Annotated in this window: 18 protein-coding genes; 8 read left to right on the top strand and 10 right to left on the bottom strand. The window is 52.9% G+C overall.

Going from position 1 to position 24,652, the window contains the following annotated elements; all coding sequences use genetic code 11:
* Positions 1-249: 249 nt before the first annotated feature.
* The 3 genes from KIS77_18190 to KIS77_18180 all read left to right on the top strand — a co-directional run bounded on the left by KIS77_18190 (position 250) and on the right by KIS77_18180 (position 4,117).
* Positions 250-2,160 carry a carboxypeptidase regulatory-like domain-containing protein gene (locus KIS77_18190; GenBank protein MCW5924258.1) on the top strand — a complete coding sequence of 637 codons (1,911 nt, stop codon included), beginning with the start codon at positions 250-252 and terminating at the stop codon, positions 2,158-2,160.
* Positions 2,161-2,286: 126 nt separating this feature from the next.
* Positions 2,287-3,525 carry a peptidase T gene (pepT, locus tag KIS77_18185; protein MCW5924257.1) on the top strand — a complete coding sequence of 413 codons (1,239 nt, stop codon included), beginning with the start codon at positions 2,287-2,289 and terminating at the stop codon, positions 3,523-3,525.
* 181 nt (positions 3,526-3,706) lie between these two features.
* Positions 3,707-4,117: a hypothetical protein gene (locus KIS77_18180; GenBank protein MCW5924256.1), complete on the top strand. Its 411-nt coding sequence runs from the start codon at positions 3,707-3,709 to the stop codon at positions 4,115-4,117.
* Between the two features lie 109 nt (positions 4,118-4,226).
* Here the strand turns inward: KIS77_18180 and KIS77_18175 are convergent, their stop codons facing one another.
* Positions 4,227-8,102, bottom strand: a complete 3,876-nt coding sequence (locus KIS77_18175) for a VCBS repeat-containing protein (protein ID MCW5924255.1) — start codon at positions 8,100-8,102, stop codon at positions 4,227-4,229.
* 191 nt (positions 8,103-8,293) lie between these two features.
* Positions 8,294-9,421, bottom strand: a complete 1,128-nt coding sequence (locus KIS77_18170) for a T9SS type A sorting domain-containing protein (GenBank protein ID MCW5924254.1) — start codon at positions 9,419-9,421, stop codon at positions 8,294-8,296.
* Positions 9,422-9,435: 14 nt separating this feature from the next.
* Here KIS77_18170 and KIS77_18165 point away from each other — a divergent pair, with 14 nt between their 5' ends.
* Positions 9,436-10,911 carry a hypothetical protein gene (locus tag KIS77_18165; protein MCW5924253.1) on the top strand — a complete coding sequence of 492 codons (1,476 nt, stop codon included), beginning with the start codon at positions 9,436-9,438 and terminating at the stop codon, positions 10,909-10,911.
* A 62-nt stretch (positions 10,912-10,973) separates the two neighbouring features.
* The gene (locus tag KIS77_18160) at positions 10,974-11,633 is read left to right on the top strand and encodes a TetR/AcrR family transcriptional regulator (GenBank protein MCW5924252.1); all 660 of its coding nucleotides are present in this window, start codon (positions 10,974-10,976) and stop codon (positions 11,631-11,633) included.
* Here KIS77_18160 and KIS77_18155 read toward each other — a convergent pair.
* The 6 genes from KIS77_18155 to KIS77_18130 form a co-directional block, all read right to left on the bottom strand.
* Positions 11,616-12,575, bottom strand: coding sequence for a hypothetical protein (locus KIS77_18155; GenBank protein MCW5924251.1), 960 nt, complete (start codon positions 12,573-12,575; stop codon positions 11,616-11,618). The genes KIS77_18160 and KIS77_18155 overlap by 18 nt on opposite strands.
* A 19-nt stretch (positions 12,576-12,594) precedes the next feature.
* Positions 12,595-15,666 carry a M1 family metallopeptidase gene (locus tag KIS77_18150; protein MCW5924250.1) on the bottom strand — a complete coding sequence of 1,024 codons (3,072 nt, stop codon included), beginning with the start codon at positions 15,664-15,666 and terminating at the stop codon, positions 12,595-12,597.
* 55 nt (positions 15,667-15,721) lie between these two features.
* Positions 15,722-16,792, bottom strand: coding sequence for a glycosyl transferase family 28 (locus KIS77_18145; protein MCW5924249.1), 1,071 nt, complete (start codon positions 16,790-16,792; stop codon positions 15,722-15,724).
* Positions 16,793-17,194: 402 nt separating this feature from the next.
* Positions 17,195-18,748 (bottom strand): Rne/Rng family ribonuclease, encoded by a 1,554-nt coding sequence (locus KIS77_18140; protein ID MCW5924248.1) that lies wholly within the window; start codon positions 18,746-18,748, stop codon positions 17,195-17,197.
* Between the two features lie 642 nt (positions 18,749-19,390).
* Entirely contained in the window at positions 19,391-20,173 is a 783-nt protein-coding gene (locus tag KIS77_18135; protein MCW5924247.1) for a tetratricopeptide repeat protein, read from the bottom strand.
* A gap of 93 nt (positions 20,174-20,266) precedes the next feature.
* Complete coding sequence (locus tag KIS77_18130; GenBank protein MCW5924246.1) at positions 20,267-20,566, bottom strand: integration host factor subunit beta; 300 nt, start codon at positions 20,564-20,566, stop codon at positions 20,267-20,269.
* A gap of 403 nt (positions 20,567-20,969) precedes the next feature.
* On the opposite strand from KIS77_18130, the gene KIS77_18125 reads away from it, so the two are divergent.
* The 3 genes from KIS77_18125 (at position 20,970) to KIS77_18115 (ending at position 23,365) form a co-directional block, all read left to right on the top strand.
* Positions 20,970-21,833, top strand: a complete 864-nt coding sequence (locus tag KIS77_18125; GenBank protein ID MCW5924245.1) for a YicC family protein — start codon at positions 20,970-20,972, stop codon at positions 21,831-21,833.
* 102 nt (positions 21,834-21,935) lie between these two features.
* Positions 21,936-22,862, top strand: a complete 927-nt coding sequence (locus KIS77_18120) for a hypothetical protein (GenBank protein ID MCW5924244.1) — start codon at positions 21,936-21,938, stop codon at positions 22,860-22,862.
* A gap of 32 nt (positions 22,863-22,894) precedes the next feature.
* Positions 22,895-23,365, top strand: coding sequence for a hypothetical protein (locus KIS77_18115; protein ID MCW5924243.1), 471 nt, complete (start codon positions 22,895-22,897; stop codon positions 23,363-23,365).
* Between the two features lie 30 nt (positions 23,366-23,395).
* Here KIS77_18115 and KIS77_18110 read toward each other — a convergent pair whose 3' ends face one another.
* Positions 23,396-23,836: a hypothetical protein gene (locus KIS77_18110; GenBank protein MCW5924242.1), complete on the bottom strand. Its 441-nt coding sequence runs from the start codon at positions 23,834-23,836 to the stop codon at positions 23,396-23,398.
* A gap of 150 nt (positions 23,837-23,986) precedes the next feature.
* Positions 23,987-24,523, bottom strand: coding sequence for a hypothetical protein (locus KIS77_18105; GenBank protein ID MCW5924241.1), 537 nt, complete (start codon positions 24,521-24,523; stop codon positions 23,987-23,989).
* Positions 24,524-24,652 lie beyond the last annotated feature (129 nt).

Genomic DNA, 24,652 nt, shown 5'->3' with positions numbered 1-24,652 from the left:
AGATCGAGATGTCACCTTTTTTGTTCCTCAAAAGATGACGCCTCTTACAAACCGAGAATAGCTGTCGCGCCACCAAGTTTTCAGCATGGTTGAAAGCGCGATTCGTTCAAAATCGAGGATGTCATCATGGTCATCCGACCAATTTTGGCGAGGCAGGATATAAAATCAATGTGGCCCATTCAGCCGCCTTTTTTATTTTTGGCCTGATTTTTTTCAAAAATCCAGCATCACCAATCCTTCCCGCATCTTATGAGAAAACATTTTACCCTGCTCGCCCTATTCCTCGGACTCTTTGCCGAAGCCCAAATCAGCGACGGAGGCATGCCTTTGGCTTTCTCGCCCGACTATCAATCGCTTTTGTCGCAAAAAACACCCGCGACGGTTGTTTTGCCCGTCTTGGATGTGCAAAAGGCTCGCAAAGAAGATGCTGACACGCCCGGTCAAGAGCGTTTTGCGGCACCGATGACGGCGGATATTTCCATGGAAAAAGACGGCACATGGACCACCCTGCCCAATGGCGCTCGCGTGTGGCAGTGCGAGGTGCAATCGCCCGGCGCGTTGGGGCTGGCCTTGTTGTTCGACCAGTTCCGGTTGCCCGCTGGAGGCCGCTTGTTTGCCTACACGCCCGATGGGAAAACGGTGAAAGGCGCTTACACGGAGCGAAGCTGTGTCCCTTCCGGCAAATTCACCATCGGGCTGCTGCCCGGCGCTACGGTGCGCCTCGAGTATTTTGAGCCAGCAGATGCGAAAGGGCAAACCCAATTGCACCTGCATCGCGTGGACGTGGCTTATGAGCCTGCCGGATTGCTCGATTTTGGGGATGCCCTGCCTTGCAACATAAACGTCAACTGCCCTCAGGGTGCCGGATGGCAAAGTGAAAAAAGGGGCGTGGCACGCATTCTCATGGTATTTTCCAATGGGCTCGGCTGGTGTTCGGGCACGTTGATTGCCAACACCGCCGGCACTGCGGAGCCTTACTTTTTGAGTGCGCACCACTGCCAATTGATTGGCCAAAACCCCAACTTCGATTTTTGGATTTTCGATTTCGACTATGAGGCACCCGGCTGTGCCAACCCGCCTAGCGAGCCTGCCTTCAAATCCGTGTTGGGTTGCGAGCGCATTGCTTTTCGAGCCGAAACAGATTTCATGCTCCTCCGGCTAAGCCCCCTGCCGGGCAATTATGGCCTATGGTTCAATGGTTGGAGCCGCGACACGACGGGGGTCAACCACAGCACGTTCATCCATCATCCGGCGGGCGACATCAAAAAAATATCGGTGGACACGGCGGAAGCAGTCATCCATCCGCAGGCGCTCAACTGGGGCGGCATTTTTGGCATCAGTCCCGCCTACAGCCACTGGAAGGTGGCACCCGATTTTGGCATTTTCCAACAAGGCTCGTCAGGCAGCCCATTGTTTGACCCCAATAAACGCATCATCGGTCAGCTCCACGGCGGCAGCCGCAACCAATTTGACCCCTGTCTCGACAACGTCACCTATTGGGGGCGGTTCGATTTTTCATGGAGCCAAGGTGCCAGCCCACAAACGCGCCTCCGAGACTGGCTCGACACCGGAAACCTCAACCCCTCCACGCTCAATGGCTACCCGCAACCCACACCACCCACTTTTTCCATTTCCGGCACCGTGCAAACGCATTGGGGGCTGCCCATGCCCGGTGTGAAGGTCACCATCACGGGAGGGGGCAACGCAACGATTCTGACGGATGATTCGGGGCATTACCAGTTTGACGATATGCCGCTCGGAAACAGTTATGTCATCAAGCCATCGTACGACACCAGCGACTTGAACGGCGTGAGCACCTTTGATTTGTTGCTTATTTCGAGGCATATCTTGGGACTTGAGCCATTCGATTCGCCGTGGAAGACCATCGCCGCCGATGCCAACAAAAGCAACTCGGTGACCACCTTCGATGTGGTCGAGATTCGCAAGCTCATTCTCGGCATTTACCAAAAACTGCCCAACCTCCCCGCGTGGCGCTTCTTCCCGGCCACCGCCACTTTTTCCGACCCCGCCATGCCATTCTCTGGAAACCTCCCGCCGGAGAGCATCACGATTCCGAACCTTCAAGGCGATTTCCCAAACGTCAATTTTAAAGGGCTAAAAGTGGGGGATGTGAACAACTCGGCCTTGCCGGGCCAATAGAAGTTTTGGGAACAGGCAAGGAGCCGAGGGGGAATTGACAGGAATTGCCCAATTTTGCGGCACCCTTGTTTGAAGACCAACCCTTATCAATTTTATCCCTCTTTTGGGGCCAATTCAACAGCCACCATGTTTCAACACACAGCCAAAGAGCGTTTCCTCCGCTACGTCACCATTGACACTCAGAGCGACCCCAACAGCCCAACCCAGCCCAGCACGGAAAAACAAAAAAACCTGTCTCGCTTGCTCGTCCAAGAATTGAAAGCCATGGGCGTCGCCGACGCCGAATTGGACGAGCATGGCTACGTTTATGCCACCATCCCCGCCAATACCGACAAAAAAGTGCCGGTCATTTGTTTTTGCGCCCATGTGGATACTTCGCCCGATTGTTCGGGAGAAGGCGTGAAACCCATCGTTCACGCCAACTACAAAGGACAAGACCTTGTGCTGCCCGACGACCCCTCCGTAGTCATTCGCAAGGCAGAGCACGAAGATTTGCAACACCAAATAGGCCACGACATCATCACGGCCAGCGGCACCACGCTCTTGGGCGCCGACAACAAGGCCGGCGTGGCTGCCATCATGGATGCCGCGTACATCCTGCTGAACAACAAACAATTGAGACACGGAAAAATCCGCATCCTCTTCACACCCGACGAGGAAATCGGACGCGGCGTGGACAAGGTCAATCTGAAAAAACTCGGCGCCAAATATGGCTATACCATTGACGGAGAAACCGCTGGCAGCATCGAAGACGAAACCTTCAGCGCTGATGCCGCCACCGTCACAGTGCATGGCGTGTCGGCGCACCCCGGTTTCGCAAAAGGCAAAATGGAGAATGCCCTGAAAATCGCCGCCCGCATCGCTGCCAAACTCCCCGACAAACTAAGCCCCGAACACACCGAAGGGCGGCAGGGGTTTATCCATCCGATGCACTTTGAGGGCAATCTGGAAAAAGCGACCATCAAACTCATAATACGCGACTTCACGGAAAGCGGCCTGAAGCGCCACGCCAAAACCCTTCAAAAAATCGTGGATGGCGTGATGAAAAACTTCCCCAACTCACACGCCGAAGTCAAAGTCTCCGAACAATACCGCAACATGGGCAAAGTGCTGCGCCGACACCCACAGGTGGTCGCCTATGCGCTCGAAGCACTTCAACGTGCGGGGTTCAAAACCCCGCTCAAGCGTGCCATACGAGGCGGCACCGACGGCTCCCGGCTTTCTTTCATGGGCTTGCCATGCCCCAACATCTTCGCGGGCGAGCACGCATTTCACTCCAAACAAGAATGGGTGTCGGTGCAAGACATGGAAAAGGCAGCCGAAACGATGGTGCACTTGGCACAGGTGTGGGAAGAGCGGAGCTGAGAAAACATCGGCTATAAGAGGGATTGTGGTGATACACAAAAATGACCATCCCAGCGGGCGAGGGCATTAGTCGCCACAGTCCGTCACAGTCAGGTTTTTTTAATGGCGGCTCCATGTTTTTTCACGGCTCATTTGCGTACTTTCGCAGTCTCATTTCTTCACAAAACAAACTGTCACCATCATGGAAGATTTTTGGAAAAACCTATCCGAAAAGGCCAAGGCAACATTGGAAAAAGCAGGTGTCGCCTATGAAGACCTGAAAGGCACCGCTGCCGAAAAATTTGCAGAACTCAGCGAGAAAGCCGAAAAACTCGCCGCCGAAGGCAAGGCCGAAGCCGCCGAGGCCGCTGCCGAACTGAAAGTCATGCGCGAAAAAATGGCCGCCCACGAAGGTGGCGCATTGGGCTTCATCTCGGACAAGGCAAAAGCTGTCTATGGCGAGGCCAAGGAAGAACTGGCCGAAGCCTCCGAAAAAGGCCGCGACTTTTGGGAAAAAGCAAAGGACTATGTGGCCGACAAAGCCGACGAGACTCGCCAGTTTCTGACCGGCAAGGACAAACCCGAAGGAGACGACGAAAGCAAAACGGCTTGAATTTGATTTCCGAACAACGATTACATGATTTCCGATTCCGAATGTTCCAAACGAAACATCAACAATCGGAAATCATGTAGTCGGATTTCAAAAATCAAAACCTTCATTTTCATCGAACTATCGTCACGTCACCGTCCAGCTGCCTTATCGTGCCGTCGGCGAGTTCCAGCCACATCATCCAAGTATAGACCCCCGGCGTGACGACTTTTCCGTTGCGTCGCCCGTCCCAAGCGCGAGAGTTGTCGTTGGGAGTCACATCGTGCACCTCGTACATCAACCCGCCCCATCGGTCAAACACTCGCATCAATCGCACCCGCGTCGCCGCTGGCCCAAAACTCATCTCAAAGCGACTATTCTGGTCGCTGGCCGAAAGCGGCGAGAAAACATTGGGAACGTACACATCCACCACATAGTTGAGGATGATTTGCAACTGCTCAAAAGCAGTGCAGCCGTTTTTGTCTGTCACCGTGAGGCTGTAAAGCACATTGGAAAGCGGCTTCGACACAGGATCGGGGCAGTTGTGACAGCTCAAATAAAACGAATCCGCCCAATGGTAAGCAAGCGGCTCCAAGCCTGATGCAAACACCTTGATTTCCAAGGAGTCGCCCAATTGCACTTCCGCTTCTTTTGTGGACAGGCTCAGCAACAACGGTGGCGGCGAGGGCACGATAATAGGCAAGGTGTCCACGCATCCGTAGATGTCTTGGGCAAACAACGTGTATTTGCCCGCCAGCAGCTTTTCGTAAAGTTTGTTTTGGGAAAACACTTCGTCGTCGAGGCTGAAAACCAAGCTACTATCGGGCGTTTCCAGTGCGATGGCCCCGTCGGGCAAGTTGTAGCAAGTGGCTGAATCCGCTTTCGCCGAAAACACGATGGGAGGATGGGCTTCCACTATCGTGCTGGCCGTCTCGGTGCAGTCATTTTTGTCGGTCACGGTCACGGTGTAATTGCCCGCAGGCACATTGTCTATCTTCGGCTGGCTACTTGCGAAATTCCAAGCGTACTTGAAAGGAGGGGCGTTGCCGTTGGCCGTCACCGACAGCGCCCCCGTTGCCTCTCCAAAACAACTCGGACTTCCGTCAATTTCCAGTACAATGGGAGCCAGCACGGTCAGGTTGACCGTGTGCGTGGAGTCGCACCCGTTTTTCGCCAAAAATGTTCTTTTGTAAATACCGCTCTCCGTGACCGGGGCACCGAATACAGGATACGACTCGCCGGAACATATCGTCGGACTCTCCACCGTGGCGAACGTGTCCTTTGGCGCCACCGTCACCATGACCGTAGAGTCGCAACCCGTCTCCGCGTTCAGATGGAAGGTGATTCCCGCGCCGGGTGGCAGGTTGGCGCCATTCATAGACAGCAAAGAGCCGAGGCAAACGGAGGTGTCCACCGTGATTTGGTAAGTGCCGAGCGTGGTGCCGATTACGTTCACATGAACCGTCGAGTCGCAGCCGTGCACCGTTTGCAGGAAAAACGTGCGCTTGGAGTCGGGGGGCAATACTTGTCCGTTCCAAACCAACGTCCTGCCGTAGCAGATGGTCGTGTCAATTTTATAGTTGAAAGTGTCGTGGACGGTGATGTACACCGAGTCGCGGTTCACGCAGCCATTCAGAAAACCCGCCGCCAGCACCACCAAGCCCGAAGTCGAAGGTGCCACCGTGACCGCAGGGCAGGTAGTGCAGCTCAGCCCATTTCCCGTCCATTGATAAAAATCAAAACCGCTTTCGGCCAACGACACCGTTTCGCCCTGACAAATGGACGGGTCGGGGCCGAGGCTCACCACGGTGCTGCTGTCAATGGTCACCACGATAACATCCGTCTGTGTGAAGCCGCACACATCGGTCGCCGTCACCGAATAGGTGCCGGGCGTGTTCACGGAGAGGGTGGGAGTGGTCGCGCCTGACGACCATTGCCAAGTGGCAAGGTCGCTTCCGGCAGCGTTCAGAAGCAAGGAAGTATTGTCGCAAATAGCGGTGTCCTGACCGAGTTGGACAATGTCGGGCTGGTATTTGACAAAAAACGAGGCGATGTTGTTGGCGAATTTGCACTCGCCAATCGCGGTGACGGGGAAGTCCTGTGCGAGATTGTAGGGCGTGGGCAAGGAGTTGTCGTCGTTCAACACGATGAAAACCGAGTCGTTGGCCACGCGCGGAATGTTGAACGTGTAAACGCGACAGCTGTCCGGCTGCAAGTCGAAGCCGAGCGGGCGCGCACCCAACCACTGCGCGGAGGTTGTTTGGGGATTGCCTCGATAAACCGACACGGGTGTTTGAGGAGGCAATATATTGTCGCCCTCATTGCAGAGGTTTACTGTTATTTGCAGAGAATCCAGCACGCAGACCACATTTTGCAAAGCCAACACCCCGTCGGGCGAAGGGAAGGAAGGGTTGAAATACTGGTTGAGAAAGGAGTTCATGCGCACGCCATCGCCGATGATATGCGGGTTCTGCTGGTAGCGCGGCACACTGAGGTCGTCGTTGATGTTTGTGTTGAAATAAGCGTGTTGGTTCCACACGCGGCGAGAGGCAATGCCGGGCGCGCCCACCGCTTTGTATGAAATCACTTTGCCGTTTCCTGTTGAGTTATAGTCGGGGGTGCCGCACTGCACGATGATTTCCGTCTGTCCGTCGCCGTCCACATCGAGTACCAATGGATTTTCGATGTGAGTGGCGCTGCGGCAATTGTCCTCCCAACTCACCTGCCCCGTTGCGCCATCCAGCACTTGCAACCTGAATTCCCCGCGATAAATCACGTCGGCGGAGCCATCGCCGCAAAAGTCGAACACGCTGGAGCAGGTGATGGAAGAAGCGTCGTACACATCGTTTATCCACAGGGGAGTGAAGTCGTTGCGCAGCGCGTAGAGGTAAGGATGGCTCACAAAACTGATTTCCAGACTTCCGTCGCCAGTCAAATCCGCCACATTCACCCGCGAGGCACCTTCTTGCCAGTTGTTCAGCAATTGGTATTGTCGCAAAATGGTGCTGGTTTGAATGTCCCAGCAATACACCGTGTTGAAATTGTTGCTCCCGTTGCGGCCTTGCACAATGGCATCGAGGTCGCCGTCGCCATCAAAATCCACGACGCTGGTGAAGCCATCGGTAAACGGCGCGGGTGCCGTGACGACGGGCGTGACGGCACCAGTCACTAAGTTCACGGAAAGGACTTGATTGCCAGCCACAATCTCAAGCCCAGCGCAATCAGGGCAAAAATTGTCGGGCAACACGTCCATGGCCACAGGGGAGGCGAAGGAAAAACCTACCGCCACACGAGCGGGGTGCTCACCAGCCGACACGTTGGGGCCGCCTTGTGCCAGCAGCGCGCCCGTCTGGCCGTTGAACACCTGATTGCCAATGTTCACTTCCGGCCAGCCGTCGTGGTCAAAGTCGGCGATGTTTGGCACGGAATAGCGATAGCGACCGTCGTAGCCAACTTGAATGGCGCTGACATACTTCAGCGAGCCGTCGTGATTGTAGCAATAGAGCCGACGGTCGAAACCGACGATGACGATTTCCCCAAAGCCATCTTTGTCGAGGTCGGCGATGGCGGGGGCGGTGCCGCCCGGCCACACGGTGGGGCCTATAATATGCACCTTGGTGGCGCCGGTCGCGCCGTCAATGATGAACAGGTCGGGCGCTTCTACGCGATAGGCCACGACCTCCGGGATGCCGTCGCCGTCCAAATCGCCTGCCACGAGGGTGGAGTAGGTGCCAGTCTCGGCTTCGCTTTCCCATTGCACGCCGAGCGTGATTTGCCCGCATGGCGGGATGTAGTAACAATCGGCGTTGCAAGTGGTGTAGTAAAAATCATCGCATTGACCGGTGCAGGTGCAGTCTTGGTCGTAGCAGTCAATGAGGCCGTCGCCGTCGTCGTCAATGCCGTTGTTGCAAATTTCGACGGGGGCTTGGGCATGCGCAAGGATGGAAAAAAGGGTAAAGAGAGTAAAAAGAAGGTTTCGCCGCAGTAAAAGGTGTTTGAGTAACGACATGGGCAATGGGTTAGATTTCGTCTGGGCGCTGAAACGAGTGCGGGTTTCGTTTCATGCACAGACCAAACCGATTAACGAAAGGTTTGAAAACCTGAGACTACGGCGGGAAAATGGTCGGGAGTGGGGCTTTTGGATTAGGAAGTGGGCGAAAGATGTGGCGGCGAAGGTCGGAATTTTTAGTATTGAAACGCTTACTCCCGCTTCACAAATTTTTTTGTCGTCACGCTGCCCCGAGTATGTACCACCGCCACCCAAATGCCTGCTGGCAGTGAAGCAACTGGCAGTTCGACGCGATGTTGTTTGTGGGCTGTCAACGACAACATCTGCTCGCCCGCGAGGCTCCGAATGTCAACCCGCTCTATCGGGGCTCCCGATGATTCGACAGTGAGCAAATCGCGGACGGGGTTGGGTGAAATGGTGAGCGATGGGGCTGCCGATGCCGATGTTTTTGTGGAAACCACCACCACGGAGTCGGTGATGATTTTGCCTAAGGTTATCACCTGTTCAAGGTTGTTCAAAATCAGCACATTGGAGATTCGCAGGGAAAAAGTGTCGGGCGTGTCGTCGCGGATAATCATCGCGTCAATCACAAAACTGACGGTCATAAGCGTGTCGGTTGCGATAAAAACATTCTCCCCACGACCCGCTGCCGCAAACCCCATGCGCCCTGCGGCGGGAAGCAGCTCATTGGTCAGCACTTCGGTGTGCCTTGCCACCACATACATCCTACTGTTGGGAAACGTGTCAGGGAATACTTGGGTAAGAGAATCAATGATGGTGTTGGTGTAGTAGTATTCCACGTCGAAGGCGATGCCCAGAGCGCCCAGCGGGGCGGGCGCCTGAAATGGATATTGCAGCTGAATGTAAGCCTCCAATTGCCCCGTGACATCCACAATGTCTTTGTTGAACGTGACCAAGAGGTTTGGAGGCGGGCAGCTGAAACAGGTATCAATTAACTTGGGCTGATAGGGGCTTGGCGGAGGAAAGGAGTTGTTTTGAGTGCTGTCGTAATTGAGGGCGATGGCGAAGATGTCCAAAGAATTGATGGTGTCCATGCCGTTGCAGTCCACGAACGCGAGGTTGATGCCGCTGACTGGCAGAAAAGCGTCCCACGGTTCTTCCACGATTTGGGGTACCCAGAGGATTGTGGCGGGCTGGCGCGGCGGTCCCGTCTGATTGTACGCGATTCCGATGGGCAAGAGGTCGTAATGATTCGCTGCCCCGTCATTGTTGGTGTCGCCGGGATACATGATGAAGGGCTGCGCCGTTGCTGACGCAGAAAAAAGAGAGAAAAGCAGAAAACAGGCTGATAGGCGCATGACAAAGCATTTGGTTGGAAAATGACTTAAAAAGTGGAACTTTCGGGCGAGGATTCTGGAAGATGACCGACAGCAAAATCATAGAACTTTTCCGTGCGATGACTCCGCGACAACTGTCGAGGCTGGGGGATTTCTTGCGGTCGCCTTATTTCAACAAAAATACTGACTGTGTGCTGCTCTACGATTATTTACAAAAGTACGCGCCAGACTTTTCACACCCTAATATCGCGCGGCAAATCGTGGTGCAAAAACTGCCCACAGAAAAACCGCTGGACGACAGAAACTTGGCGCATCTTTCTAGCCGACTGCTCGCACTCGTTGAGAAGTTTCTTGTGGCGGAAGACCTGTATGCCGACGAGGGCAAGCAACGACTTGCTTTGCTTCAAGAATATCAGGCACGCAACTTGCCCAAGCATTACAAGTCAGTCCAATCGGATATCGAAAAACAGCTGGAGGCAGCCGTCGTGCGAGATGCCGACTACTATCAAAAGTCGCTTGTGGTCAAGCGGCTTTTTTATGAACACGGCGACCGCAACCAACGCGGGTTCGACGAGCGCCTTCAGGCAGCGGCGGATGCTTTGGATACTTATTTTGTGGCCGAAAAGCTGCGATTTGTATGCGAAATGCTCAACTACGAAACCTTGCTGAACATCCGCTACGAAACAAACTATTGGGAGGAAGTGCTCCAATGGTCGGCGGCTACCAAATACGAGAAGGTCACGACCATACAGGTATATCGCCGATTGCTGCTACTTCTTACCGAACCCGACGACACCGCCCATTTTAAGGTGGCCAAGTCGTTGGTAGTTGCCTCCGGACAAAGTTTTCACCGCGACGAACTCAGACAGTTATACACGCATCTGCTCAATTATTGCGCCTTGCGCATCAATCGCCACAACGACCAGCATTTTCTAAACGAGCATTTGGAAATCAACAAATTGATGCTGAGCAACGGGCTTATTTTTGACAACGACCTTCTTCCTCCATGGAAATACACCAATCTCGTCACTGTCGGCCTCAAAACTGGCCAAGTTGAGTGGACACGCCAATTCATCCACGAATATCAAAAGCGATTGCCGGAAGAATATCGGGACAACACCTTTCGCTACAACCTCGCACAGCACCACTATTACCTGAAAAATTACGACGAGGCACAACGAGCCTTGCTCCAAGTTGAATTCACGGACGTGTTGCTCAACGTGTCTGCCCGCAGCCTGCTCATCAAAATTTATTGCGAAACGGAGCAGACGGAATTGCTGCTCTCTTATTTGGAAGCCACGCGGATTTTCTTGTTGCGCAATCCGCTATTGGATGCGCACATCAAGCGGCAGATGCAAAAATTTGTCGAGTTCACCACCAAATTTGCCAAGATAGCCCCTCACGACAAAATGCGCTATCAAACCCTTGCGCAGCTGTTGCCACCCGCCCAAGAAATTCTCCACCGCGACTGGCTGGCCGGGCAATTCCAAAAAAAGCTGAGTGGCCGTTGAGGCAAGGTTGTCCAACCGGGAATGATTTTTTATACTTTTGTCGCGTATTTCTCGCCCACAACATGTCGAACCTTCCCTCACCCGATAGAAACGGGACACGCGCGCTCCTGCTCGATGTAGCTGAACGACTGTTTGCCGAAAATGGTTTCGAGGCAGTGTCCGTGCGCCAATTGGCAGCAGCAGTCGGTGCCAATGTCGCCATGGTCAATTACCATTTTGGCACGAAACAACAACTGCTGGAAGAAATCATCACGACCCGACTTCCCGAAACCCGCGAGCGTCTCGAGACCTTATCGCGCTCCCCGCTCAGCCCGTGGGAAAAGCTGTCGCTGACAGTGGATATGTACGCGGAAAGGTTTTTTCAGGGGCGCGATTTTCACCGGCTCATCATGCGCGAAATGTCGCTGCGCCAGCGCCCCGCGCTGGTGAAAATCATCACCGACCATCTGGCGCACAATCTTGCGCTGGTGCGCGGCTTCATTCTCGATGGTCAACAGAATGGGATGTTTCGGCCAATAGATGCGGAGCTAACGGTGGCCACCGTATTCGGCTCTTTTTCGTCGCTCATCAGTCATTGTAGCCTGATGTGCGCCATCTTGGAAGAAGATTGCGAGGAAGATATTTATTCGGAAAAAAGCCAAATCCGCTTCAAGGCACACCTCAAGGGGATGCTTCAGGCGCATTTGATGGGCACTGAAGCATCATCAATTTTGAGAGGATGAGTTCTGTTGCTTTTGTATCTCCATTACCTGTTCCACTTCCAATTGCAACACGCGAGCGATGAACTCGGGAGCCATCCCTTCGCGTAGCATATTTGCTGCGGCGAGTCGTAAAGCCTCGGCACGCCCCTCGGCACGCCCCTCGGCACGCCCCTCGGCACGCCCCTCTACCATGGCTTCTTTTCTGAGTTTGCGCGCTTCGGCGCGGCGGGCCTTCAAAACCAATTCGTAAGTGCTCATCGTTTTTTCGATTTTGAAAACTTTGTCTAATTCTGCCTCAAAAGTAGCCTGAAATTTTGATTCTCCAAAATGTACATACTCATCAATGAAATGCAAAACATTCAACACTCGCTGTCGGGAGAGTCCTCTTTTTAGCAAATTGCGCATCAATTTTTTCTTGATTTCCAGCAATCCCTCGTCATCGAGCTTATTGGGGCGCAAACTGTAAAAAGCGGTTTCCATGACAATAGAGAATGGGTTGTCAGGTTCGGGAAAGCTGGATGGGTGGTGGTCAAGCAGTTTGTAAGCCCGAAACCGATAAATCAATTCGTTGTCCCAAGTTCTCTCTATGTAGGCGCTAGGTCGAAACGAGGGGCTTTCATCGGTCAAGATGGCCAAGGCCACCACATCCGTTCCGTATTTCTCTTTGATGCGCACCCGGTAGTCATACATCCTTCTCGCAAAAGACATTTCGGGATAGCCTTGCACCTCTATGTGAATCAACATCCAGCGTTCGCTCCCATCCAATAGCCAGATTTTCACCAGCTTATCGGCCACACGTCCCGGCGCTTCCGATTTTGCCACTATCCGCCGGAGTTCCTTGTCTAAAAACTCTGGCTGGCGACTCCAATCCACCAACTGCGCTTCTTCTGGATAAAAGAAGTAAACACATGGCTCGAACAGGTCTTCGAGGATGCTTTTCCAAAGTTCATCGCGTGGTACCATTCGTCAAAGATAAGGTTCTTTAACGGACAAAACGCTCCAGCACATCTTGTGGCTGCACTCTGTCCAACCGCATACTCCACGAAATCCATCGCCAATAATTACCGCCAAACACCTCGTTGTATTTGTTTTTTAAAAACTTGGAATGAACAACCGGAAAATATATCTCCAGCCCGCCGTTGAGAAACTCCAGCATGAACCCGCCGCTCCACATCCATTGCTCGCTGGACGGGCGGTTCTCCCCCAACAGTGTGGCATCGTCGTAATAGCCAATGTCGAACCACGGTTTCACTGGCAAGCCCAATGGGAGTCGTTTAGGAAAATCGGCCTTCAGGTTGAGCGCGAGAACGAAATTGTTCGATACACCGATGGTGCTGGCGAATGCCGGGCCAAACGCTCCTTTGAAGCCGCCCTCCGTTTGGCTCACCTGCCTGCCGAGAATGCCGCGCTCCCCGCCGCGGGCGAGAAACACATGGTCGAAACGGTAGTCGTTGAACCCCTGCGGATTGAGCGCAAGTGATGCCTGCGCAGGGTCGCCCGCCACGATGCCCCTGTCGCGGCGAGCGTTGTGGAGGAAGCCGCCCGCAAACGCCCGCATCGTGATTTTTCTTTTAGGCGAATAAAAAAACTGCTGGCGCCATTCGAGCGCGCTGCGCAAGTATTTGCCCTCGTTGCCAAAGGCATCGCGGCCATTCTGCCACTCCATCGCAGACACGAATCGCCACGGGTTGGGCAACTTTCGCTGCTCAGCCTCATAGCGAGCTTCGTAAATAGTGTATCGGTCAAATTCCTTTCCGACAAAACCACCGATGCTATCGCGCAAGTCGTTTTCGATGCCAATAAACAAGGTCCTTAAATTCAGGAAATGCCTGAACGACACAGAGTTGTCGCGCAATTCGGCACGAACCTGCGGCGCCACGCGGTAGAATTTGGAGTAATAATCGTCGCGCCAGTTGTAGTCAAGGTGGAAGGTCTTGGCGCTCGCGCCCACACTGATTTTCGGAAATAGCCCTCCGGGGAAAAAATGGTAGCGCACGTCAGCCAAACCGACCAATTGCCCGGAGCCAAAGCCATAGCCCGGCGCGAGGTAGTATTGCAGGCGACGTGAGGGCAGGGGTGGGTTGTAAATCACCGCGCCAAGCATCGTCTTGTCGTAGTTGTTCCAGCCCAGCCACGGCAATACGGCGATTGTGCTTCGATAAGGGCTTTGAAATGGAGTCAACCCGCCGAACGCCACTGGCTCGAATCCGGGCAAAAAACCGCTCGTGCGGCGCAGGTTGTTTTTTCGATTCAAATCCAGCGTCGCATATTCGTCGTCAACGACAAAGGCATCGGCCTCCACCGTTGGGAAATTCAGCTCGCCCGGTGATGAGTACCACTTTGTGTGTGCGGGTTTCCCGTTTGACAAGGCTGTGACGGGGAATGGCGCCCGCAAATCGCCTTTGTTCGCGACATACAGCGTCCAATCCCCCGCTGTGCCCCGCTGTATGCTTTTCAAGGCAAAATCCGACTTTTTCTGAGTCTGCATCGCATCGAAGAACCAGTCAGCGTTGAGTTGGTGCTTTTCAAAAACCGCTCTCAAATCCTCTGGGTAAGGATGCCTGAACCGCCACTGCTGATAGTAGTCCCGCATGGCGGCATCGAGGCGTTCGGTGCCCACGGCTTGTTCCAGCCAATGGAGGCAGAGTGCCGTTTTCATGTAAACCTGCAAGCCGTAAGCGATGGGCGCAAAATCATTGGAATGCGAATCGGGAGGAGTGTCCTTGTGTTCGCGGGCGAGCACGAGTTGCGCGCTGTGGAGCGGAGGGCCGGATTTTGCCGGGTCGTACACGAACTTTGGCAATATGTCGTCGGCAAACGAGCCTTCGTAGTAGGTTTTCATGTAGCGGAACTCGTAATAAGAGTTCAGCCCCTCATCCATGAAAGGGTGGTCGCGTTCGTTGGATGCCAAAATGCCGTAAAACCAGTTGTGTCCCACCTCATGGGTGATGACCTCGTCCAGTTGCTTGGCGCTGGAAGAGTTGCCTATGACGGTTATCATCGGGTATTCCATGCCTCCGCCTGCGCTGAGCGCCGAGTGTACGGCTGTCGCTTGCGGCCACGGGTATTCGCCCACTTTTTCGGAGTAAAACTCCACAGCGCGACGCACATAGAACGCGCCTTTTTCCCAAATATCCGATTCCGCATTGGTGAACATGGCCCAGCACTCTACTGTCCTGCCGGAGGCCAATTGCGCCGTGTCTTTCAACACAAAAAATCGCTTGTCGGCAAACCACGCAAAATCGTGCACCCGCTCTGCGACGAAGCGTATCGTTTTTCGGGCACTACTCGAAGGTGGGAAGGGGTCCTTTTTCTTATCCACGCCCTTCGCCAGTTTTTCCCTCGATTCCGCTTCTTTGTTTTTTAAAAAATCAATTTCCGACAGGGTTTGCAAAATGCCCGTCGCGCCAACCACATAGTTTTCCGGCAGGGTGATAGTCACGTCGAACGCGCCAAATTCGGAGTAAAACTCGCCTTGGTCGAGGTAAGGCATGGGGTGCCAGCCTTTGTGGTCGTAAACGGCGGGCTTGGGGTACCATTGGGTCATTTGGTATGAGGTGCCGACGTGACCGAGGCGCGAAAAAGAAGCTGGTATTTTCAAAAAAAACGGCGTGGCGAGTGTGACGCGAGCGCCCGGCAGGAGTGGGGAAGAGAGCTTCAACCGCGCGATATCGGGATGGCGCTCGTCGTATTGCCACTCGATTTTCTGGCCGTTTGCAGTGAAATCGAGATTTTTGAAATAGCCCAATTCCTTGTCTTCGGCAAAATAGAAGCGGGCGCTGCCGTCGCGGAGTTTTTGTTTGCAAAACGCGGTGCGGCGGTTTTTGAACGCATTGCCCCAGAGGTGCATCCAAATTTCCGAAAGGGTGTCGGGTGAGTGGTTGATGTACTCCATTTCGATGTGTCCGTCAAGCGTGTGCGTGGAATCATCGAGCGTGACGACGATGCGATAGTTGACTTCCTGCTGGAAATAGGGTTGGGGCGTTTGGGCAAAATGGATAGCGGGAGCGAGAAACAACAGCAAAAGGCAAGCGGCAAAGGGCAAATTTTTCATGGCTAACAATGTGTGTGCTTGTGGATGCGCAAACATATCATTTCAGCCTTGAAGTTCAAGGCTTCAATCCGTCCACCCACTCGCCCAGGATGGATTCAAACACGCGGGTGTCGAATTGCCCGGGTTCAAACCCCGTTGTTTCGTTTACTTCACGCAGGCCTTTCTCAAGATTAATCTCATCTTGTTTTTGCACCAAAAAAGTTTGTTGGTGGGCAAAGTATGCAGCCAGGTATTCTTGTTCCGTCTGGCCCGGCGTGGGAATGAGCAGGGCTTTTTTGCCCAGTGCCGCCAAATCCATGATGCTGCTGTAGCCGGAGCGGCACACGATGACATCGCTGGCGAGCAGCACCTGATTGAGCTCGTAAGAAGTGAGATAAGAGACGACTTCCACATTGTCCGCGGCGTAATGGTGCTTTTTTGCCTGCGTCTTGCCCTGAATAAAAATAAACTTATGGGGCAACAGCATGGCCTGTTCCAAAAGGCGTTGTTCGAGATAGGTGCGCTGTGGTTCGGGGCCAGAGAGCACCACCGCCACATCGTACTCGGTGCTGCCTTGCCCGGGTTGAAGTCTTGAAAGCGGGCCGATGAATCGGGTATTGGGATGCACGATTGGCTCGCCGTGCGAGAGCTCGCCAGAAAGGTTGGGCGTGGTGGCCACATCGGGCGCCCATACGATATCGAATTGGCGAAGGGCGCGGCGCAACATCCGATTGGCCCCCCACTGCAAAAAACTGTTGGGCACGCGGAGGTGGAGCTGATGGGTCAGGATTATGCTACTCACCTTGGCATTGAAGCAGCCGTAGCGGTTGTCGGATATGATGCCATGAATGTCGTGTTCTTGCACCAATTTTTCCACGGCTCGGTGCTCCGCTCGAATGGCGTAAGTGATGCGCGGGAGCTGCCAAGCGATGTTGCGCACCATGTTGCTGTATTCGTAGCGGATGCGGTAGGAAGGAATCTCGATGACTGACAGATTGGGAAATTCGGCTTCCAACAGGCGCATAGCACCGCCGTCGGAAGCAAGCAGCACTTCAACGCCCATGTACTGAAGCGACTGAATGAGTGGGACGCATCGGGCTGCATGGCCGAGTCCCCAATTGAGCGGTGCGACGAGAATGCGTTTCATCTGCTGAATCTCCTCCGCCCGTTTCGGAAGGTTGAGGCAAGGCGAAAGGGGTCGGGAAGGCGGATTGCCTCGCTCTTCTCAACCCCTTTCATCTCGCTCGACGGCTTGTATCGGACTGGAAGTTAAAATTTCCCTTGGTTGTCAGCGATTTGGCTACTTTCGCCGTCGTAAAAGTAAACACAGTTTCGACTATGAAAAAAATAAATTGGTGGCGTGTGGCTTTCTTTCTACTCATGGTAGGCATGGTTGTGTTGGAAAGCTGCCGGATGTTCAAGCCCAAATGCGATTGCCCACATTTCTAGTCTTTGCGACAAGGTTTTCCCTGTGTGTGGCGGATTGAAGGCTGATCGATGCCGCGTCCGGCGAGTGGCGGACGCGGCATTTGAGTTCCTCCTTGCAAACTCAATTCAGCCTTATTTCATCGTCGTTGCCGTCGTAAAAGCGGTAATCCGTCAGTTGATAGTCCGCATGAGGCATGATGCGAATCCACTTGTTGAACTTGAAGAACCACTGCACTTGGCGGCTTTTCCAAAGGCCTTTTTTCAGGTAAGCCTCCAAATATGGGTGGACCCGCAGGTAAAGCGGGCCTTTTGGGCGTGATTGCATCACGAATTCCAAATCGCGCTCAATGTCGTCAGTAAGTAATATCGTAGCGTTCACCTTGCCAGTGCCCCCGCATGTGGGGCACACCTCGGCGGTATCCACCACCACTTCCGGTCGCGCTCGTTCGCGGGTGATTTGCATCAATCCAAACTTGGAGAGCGGCAGAATGGTGTGTTGAGAGCGGTCTTTTCGCATGAAATCCTCCATCTTCTTGGCAAGCAGCCTCCGATGTTCGAGGTTTTTCATGTCAATGAAGTCAATGACGATAAGCCCCCCGATATCGCGCAGCCGTATCTGCCGTGCGATTTCCTCTGCTGCTTCCAGGTTGACCCCAAAAATGGTCTGCTCCACGTCGGCAGTGGTGATTTTGTGACCGCTGTTCACATCAATGACGTGCATGGCCTCCGTCTTTTCGATGACGAGGTAGGCGCCGCTGTTCATGGTGGCCGTTTTGCCAAACGAAGCCTTTACTTGTTTGGTCACGCCATACGCATCGAAGATGGGTTTGGCCCCGTTGTAGTATTGGGCGATGCCCACTTGGTCGGGGCTGATGTTTTGCAAATAAGCCCTGATGTCGGCATGTAAATCTTTGTCGTTCACCACGATGCGGCTGAACCCGTCGCTGAGCAAGTCGCGCAAGACGCTAGCGGGTTTGTCGAGCTCGCTCAAGAGTTTGGCCGGAGGTGTCACCGCTTTTAGCTGGCGATAGATTTCCTCCCATTGCCCCATGAGTCGGGTGACCTCCTCATGTAGTTCCTGTACCTTCTTGCCTTCGGCAGCGGTGCGGATGATGAGGCCAAAATTCTTGGGCTTGATGCTTTCGGCCAACGTGTGGAGCCGCTTACGCTCCTCGGCACTGCCGATTTTTTTGGAAACGGAAACCGCGTCGGAAAAGGGCGACAGCACCATGTAGCGTCCCGGCAGGGTCAGCTCGCACGAAAGTCTCGGGCCTTTGGTGGAGATAGGCTCTTTCAAAATCTGCACGAGTATGGGCCAACGCTTGTTCAGCACTTGGTCCACCTTGCCAGTTTTTACGATTTCCTCCTCATACTTGAAGTGGTCGAGTTTGTGCGTATTGATGCTGCCGTTCATCACTCCGTTCGTCCACTTCACGAGCGAGCGAAGCTTCGGCCCTAAATCGGTGTAGTGCAGGAAGGCATCCTTGCGGTGGCCAATATCCACGAAGGCAGCGTTCAGCCCCGGCATCATTTTTCTGATTTTGCCGATGAGTATGTCGCCGACGGTGAAGTTGTTGTTGGTTTTTTGATGGTGGAGCTCTACGAGTTTTCCGCCTTCGAGCAAGGCGAGTTCAACGCCTGTTTCGGTCGCGTTGATGATAAGTTCCTTGTCCACAGATTGTGAGCTTGGTTTTGTAACAGGCAGGGGCGGAGGGGGTTGAGCGAGTTGTGGAGGGATGAATGGGTTGAGAGTGCGTGAATATAGTCAACTCGTTCAAACTAAGAAAAAGCCCTTCACCGAGCACCGGGGTCGGTACGGGCGTCAAAAGGAGACCGCGCAGGATGTTTGCGTGAATTGGCATTGCAACAATGGGGTGATTGCGTCTGAATAAAATGTGACTTGGCAAGGAGGGCTGTCTCGTTTTTGTTTGGGTTGACAAAAACGCAGCGTTTCCGTGGCAGGGAAACAAGTTCGGGGTGATGCTTACCAATGAACAATTTCAGAGTGCCAATGTATGGGCTGAATGTAGTCCCGTTGCAGGCAAACAGAAAAAACTTTTCGGCCAGCGTATTGGGGCTTTCCGAAAAGTTTTTTCGATTTCGACGGTTGCGTCTGGCGCTGAGACCCCGGCACGACGGCTCCGACACTTCGGAAAACTCCGCCTGATGCCTGTGGTTCAGTGACTAACGCTTCTTCTTATGGCGATTCTTACGAAGGCGCTTTTTGCGCTTGTGCGTGGCAATTTTGTGACGTTTACGTTTTTTTCCGCAAGGCATACTGCTGCAAGTTATGAGTTAAGAGTTGTGAATTTGTGAGTTAGCGTGCATTGCAAATGCTCGCAAATTCATTTGCTTTTGTCGTGTTGCCCGCTCCCTGATATGCTTTTGCAAGGAGACAGGGTGTGTTGGGGTTGTTTTTATCGAGCGACCATGCTTTCTCCAAACGTTGGATGGCACGGTCCCACTGACCTGTTTTGATAGCCAGACGCCCCAATGCGTTGAACACTGTTGGGTCGTCGGGATGTTTTTCCTCCAATTCGCGCAACATCATCACGGCTTGCATGGGGTTGTTGGGTGGTGGGTTTTCCGCGTACACCAAAGCCAGATTGACCCGATGCTCGGCCTTTGAAGGATTCAGCGAGGCGGCGCTCTCAAAAGCTTTGACAGCATGAGCAGCGCAATAGTCGCGTACGATGGGGTCTTGGGTGCTTACAAGCCCGTTGTAGAAAGTAGCCCCTGCTACCGACCACGACGAATCGGCGTTTTCAATCTCAGCCACTTGCTCGGCAAAGCCTCCCGCCACAGCGAACTGTCCCATTTCATGCCACAACCCGGAAAGCCGTTTCAAAGATGTGGCACGCTCGGTGTCATTGGCAGCATTGCGGAGCATTTGTTCTTGTTCTGCCATTTGCCCAGCTTGTGAAGCGGTGAGCGATGCTTTCGCGTTGGCCAACAGGGTCTCAAAGTCCGTGACCTCTGCTTGGATGGCCCGCGAACGCTCCGCTGTTTTCTGTTTGTCAGTCTTGGTGTCAAAACCAAAATACAAGACAAAAAACAACGCCACTGCGCTTAAAACCGCCAAATACTGCGCTTTATTCATCGGGAGTGTAGAAGAAATTTCTGGTTCGAGGATTTCTGGTTGCGGGTTGAAACAAGCCAGAAAACCTCAGGCCAGAAACCTCCAAACCTGTTTTTAGTCTTTTGGAAGCGAGTGCACTTTCTTTTTCACCTGCTCGGTAAACACCTTTGCTGGCTTGAAAGAGGGGATGTAGTGTTCGGGGATTTCGATGGATTTGCCTTTTTTGATGTGGCGGCCAACTTTTTTGGCGCGTTTCTTAATAACGAAGCTGCCAAAGCCGCGAATGTAAACGTTCTCGCCATTCGTCATAGTGGACTTGATTTCCTTGAAAAGTTCCTCGAGGGTGACGAGGACATCCACTTTGGCAACGCCGGTTTTCTCGGAAATAGCGTTAACAAGGTCAGCCTTTCTCATGTTTTATTTCGTTGATTTTGAATGAATTATGAACGAAAAATGGGCATTTCAAAAAAAGAGACGCAAAGTTCGCATTATTTTCTACCCCCACAAACTTTTCCCCTAAATTTTACGACCTGTATCGCCTTGAAGAACAGATAAGAGCATCTGAACGCAGAAAAAACGGCTTTTTGGGTTTCACGGCGCAAACTCGCTCTTATTCAGCACTTTACAAACATTTTTTTCAAAAAAAATCAGGTGTTGCTCACGCAGGCTCCTTTTTCCTACATTTGCCCCAATCTTATTTGCTCTTGGTGGTTAGCCATTGACCGCTGGCCGCGATTCCCGAACGTGCGGCCAACGACAAAATGCCAATAACCATTTGATTCACACACTCTACAGTATATTACGTATGCTTCTTTCCATGACTGGCTACGGCCGCGCTTCCGGTAGTTTCGGTGATAAAAACATTTCGGTCGAGGTGCGGGCTTTGAACTCCAAAATGACCGACCTGAAAATTCGTTTGCCCGGAGACTTCAAAGAAAAAGAGTTGGAGTTGCGCAAGTTGGTGACAGACCATGCCGAACGCGGTAAGATTGATGTCCTTATTGATGTGCAAAATGCCGATGGTGCCGCGATGGTAAGCCTCAACGAGGCGCTGTTCCGCGGGTATCACCGCGAGCTGAGCCGTATCGCGGGCGAGTTGGGCATAGGGCAGACGGATATGTTGCAGGCGATTTTGCGCATTCCCAATGTCGTGGCGGCTACTGCTGGAGAAGCAGATGAGGAAGAGTGGGCTGCGGTGTGTCAGGTGGTGACGAAGGCGTTGGACAATTTCAAAAAATTTCGCCTTCACGAGGGCAAGGCGTTGGAGGCTGACCTGCGGCTGCGAGTGGTTAACATCTTGAGTTTGCTGGCCGAAATATCGCCTTTTGAAAGGGAGCGATTCGAGCGGATGCGCGAGCGCATTCGCAACAACATGGAGGAGACGCTCGGCAAGGAGAGCCTTGATGCCAACCGCTTTGAACAAGAAATCCTTTATTATCTGGAAAAAATGGACATCACGGAGGAAAAGGTGCGGCTTGAACAGCACTGCAATTATTTCCTTGAGCAGATGGAGCATCCCAAGCAGTCGGTAGGGCGCTCGTTGGGCTTTATTTCTCAAGAAATGGGTCGCGAAATCAACACGCTCGGCGCCAAGGCTTATGACGCGGAAATTCAAAAATTCGTCGTGCAGATGAAAGATGAATTGGAAAAAATAAAAGAGCAGTTGGCGAATGTGCTGTGACCTCGCTGGGATGCCGAATTTTCAAAATGTTAAAGCGAAAATTATTGAAAATAAGGAGAGAGTAGCCTACGTCATACCCCCCGCACAACAAAAACTTCCGCGATGGCCTTCCGCCTGCTCAGGCTAATCTTCCTTTCCTGCTTTTTGCCCAGCCTCGGCATTTCCGACGTGGGTGCACAACCCTCGACCGACCTCCGGCAGGACAAATATTTTTTCCAGAAAAAAAGAACGGAGTTTGATTCGTGGCTGCGCCAAAACGAGCTCGAGCACATTTTCAAGACCGATAGCGTAGCTGTGACCGCCAAAAAAGTGACCTTGTTCTTGCGCCCCACACACGACAGCAAGCTGGTGTGCGACTCTTTGCAATGCGCATGGACGAAACTGGAGCAGGGAAACAGAAAGGTGAACGGCCAGTTTTTCCACGAACGGTTGTTGCACAAATGGGCCTTCCTCGCCGAAATCCACCCAGACCAAGCCGAAGTGGTGGTGCGCTGCCACGACCCCGCCCATTTTTTGGCCAAAATATACAGCCGAGAGGGCAAGGTGCCGGTGGAGCAACGCAGTATTCGCTCGGGGGTGGTGGCAGAGGTGAACACGCCCAACTCGCTACAAGGCGTCAACACGGGCGACAATAAACTGATTTTGCCCGGAAAAAAAGTGAAGGCGGTATGCCTTGCGGCCAGAACCTATCTGGCGGACTACTACAAGCCGAAAGGCACACCCATCCTGTGGAAAGCGAAAGTGGACACCTCTTACACTGCCTACGACGAGTTCGTGTTGGAAGTGACTCACCTGAATTACGAAATTTGCCCCGATGGCTTTTTTGAATACCACCGCATCTACGTCAAGGGCCTGCAAAAAGGCGATGATGTGGAGATTTCTTGGGAGTTTCAGGGAAAATATGGCTCTGGCATCATTTTTCCTCCCCGTAAGAATGACTATAAGGACATGGATTTGCGTTACAAGAACAACCTTGAGGAATACCAAAAGCGACTTTTTAAAAAATTAACGGATTACCTTCGCCAATGACAACCAGCAGCACTCGGACCATGGCACAGCCAATGGCAAAAACGGAAACGACCACTCAAGCCTCCCAATCTGCCCCTCTCTCTCCGCGCACCCGCATCGCTCGGCAGATACTCTTTTATCATTTTCTGCTTATTGCTGTTTCCTGCGTCTTCTACATCCTGCGCGGGTTCGATATTGAGGAATTTACCTCGCTCATGGGCATATTGGCTCCCGTGACGGCGCTCTATGGGGGCGCGGTGTTCCGCTTCATCGGGCGCAGCATCACCGAGCCAACTCAGGTGCCGCAGAATGGCGCACCCATCAGCAGCCTCGTCAAATGGCTTGTGAATGGCCACTTTATCATTGTGCTGACGCTTATCTCATTGAAGGCATTGGCACCCAACATCCTCAACTTCCAGGACATGACCATGTTTCTCACCTTCGTGGAGTCGGCGTTGGGCATCTATATGGGCAACATTATATTGGCACTGTTTGAAGGGAAAGGAGAGAACGGGAAGGCGTGAGGTGCTTCCGCTTTTGAAAGCCAAGCGTTTTTAAAGATACTTTGTTGAGTTTTTTTCGGCTAAAATGTCTTTTAGCTCCTTTAGGTAGGCGTATTGCTCCGGCATGACCCGCTTGAGTGCCTCTTTCACGGCAAAAAAAGCGCCTTTGTCCAAATCGGGGAGCAAGTTTCTGATGTGTTGCTTGGCTTTTTCCTTGGCCACGCGGTAATCCTCGTAAATCAATGCTCGGAGCGACGGTATCTCGTGCCAATCGGCTTCGATGGCAATCGCTTTTCTGGCCTCGCCGTTAGCGCTGGTGATGGGGTCCAGTTCAATACAATTGGCGACGCGCTCCGGTGTGTTTTCTCCGGCGGTCGGTGTTTTCCATTGATTTTCAGTATCCTGCTCGGTGCTAGGATTGACTAAAAAGACTTCGAGTCCTTTTTCGCCGACGCGGTAGATGATGACATCTACTTGTTCGTTCGTTTGCATGGCCGGAGAATTTTTTTGCCCATGGAATGTTTGCCTTTCCAAACAGCGGTTGGGTGCAAATGTTTGCGTTGAGTGTTCTGTTTTTTTGTCGAATTCGGAGGCAAAGGACGCAAAAATCTTTTGCAGTGCAATTCAGAAAGTTGTGGAGGGTCAAATTCGTATGGTCTTCACCTTTTGGTCGGGCTTAGTTTCCTCGTTTTTGGGCACGCCCTGTTTCTTCCTCGATTTGTCCTTTTCCTCCTGCTGACGCAGGCGCTCTTCGGGGAGCAAATCGTCGTCGGCGGGGAAAACGGCACCATCGTCGGTGGGAAAATCATGGATGCCGTAGTCTGGCTTTTCGGGTAGTTTGCCGAAGTTGAAAAACTGGTCGAAAAAGCGCCCAAAGCCCAAAAAGTCATTTTGCAGAGTGCTGTCGTTGCCAAAGGGCGAAAAATGGAAAAACCGATGCGAAAGGCTGCCGCCTTCGAAGGTGGTATCGAACCGAAACTGATAGGTGGTGTCCCATCGGGGCTGGGCAAGGTCGAAGTGTTGGAAAGGGGTGTTGCGCAGTTGTTCCATCATTTGCTGTTGCATCTCGCGCATTTGGCGGTGCAATTCCTCAAATGTGGGGAAATCTTGGGCGAAGGTTGGCACTGCAAAAGCAGCTGAACAAAAGATGGTCAGAATAGCAGAGTGCAATGTTCGCATGGCGCTCTATTTTTTTGATGAACGGAGGTGTTTGTCGAGGCTGCAAAGTTAAAACGCGCCGATTTTGCCAAAAACGAGCACTCAAAGTTTAACACGTTTTTTAAAAATAGCTTTTTTCCCGAAACAGGT

The sequence above is a fragment of the Saprospiraceae bacterium genome (assembly GCA_026129545.1).
GTDB lineage: Bacteria > Bacteroidota > Bacteroidia > Chitinophagales > Saprospiraceae > M3007.
Note: the sequence above shows the minus strand (reverse complement) of the source record. Positions and strands in the feature narration are given on the sequence as shown.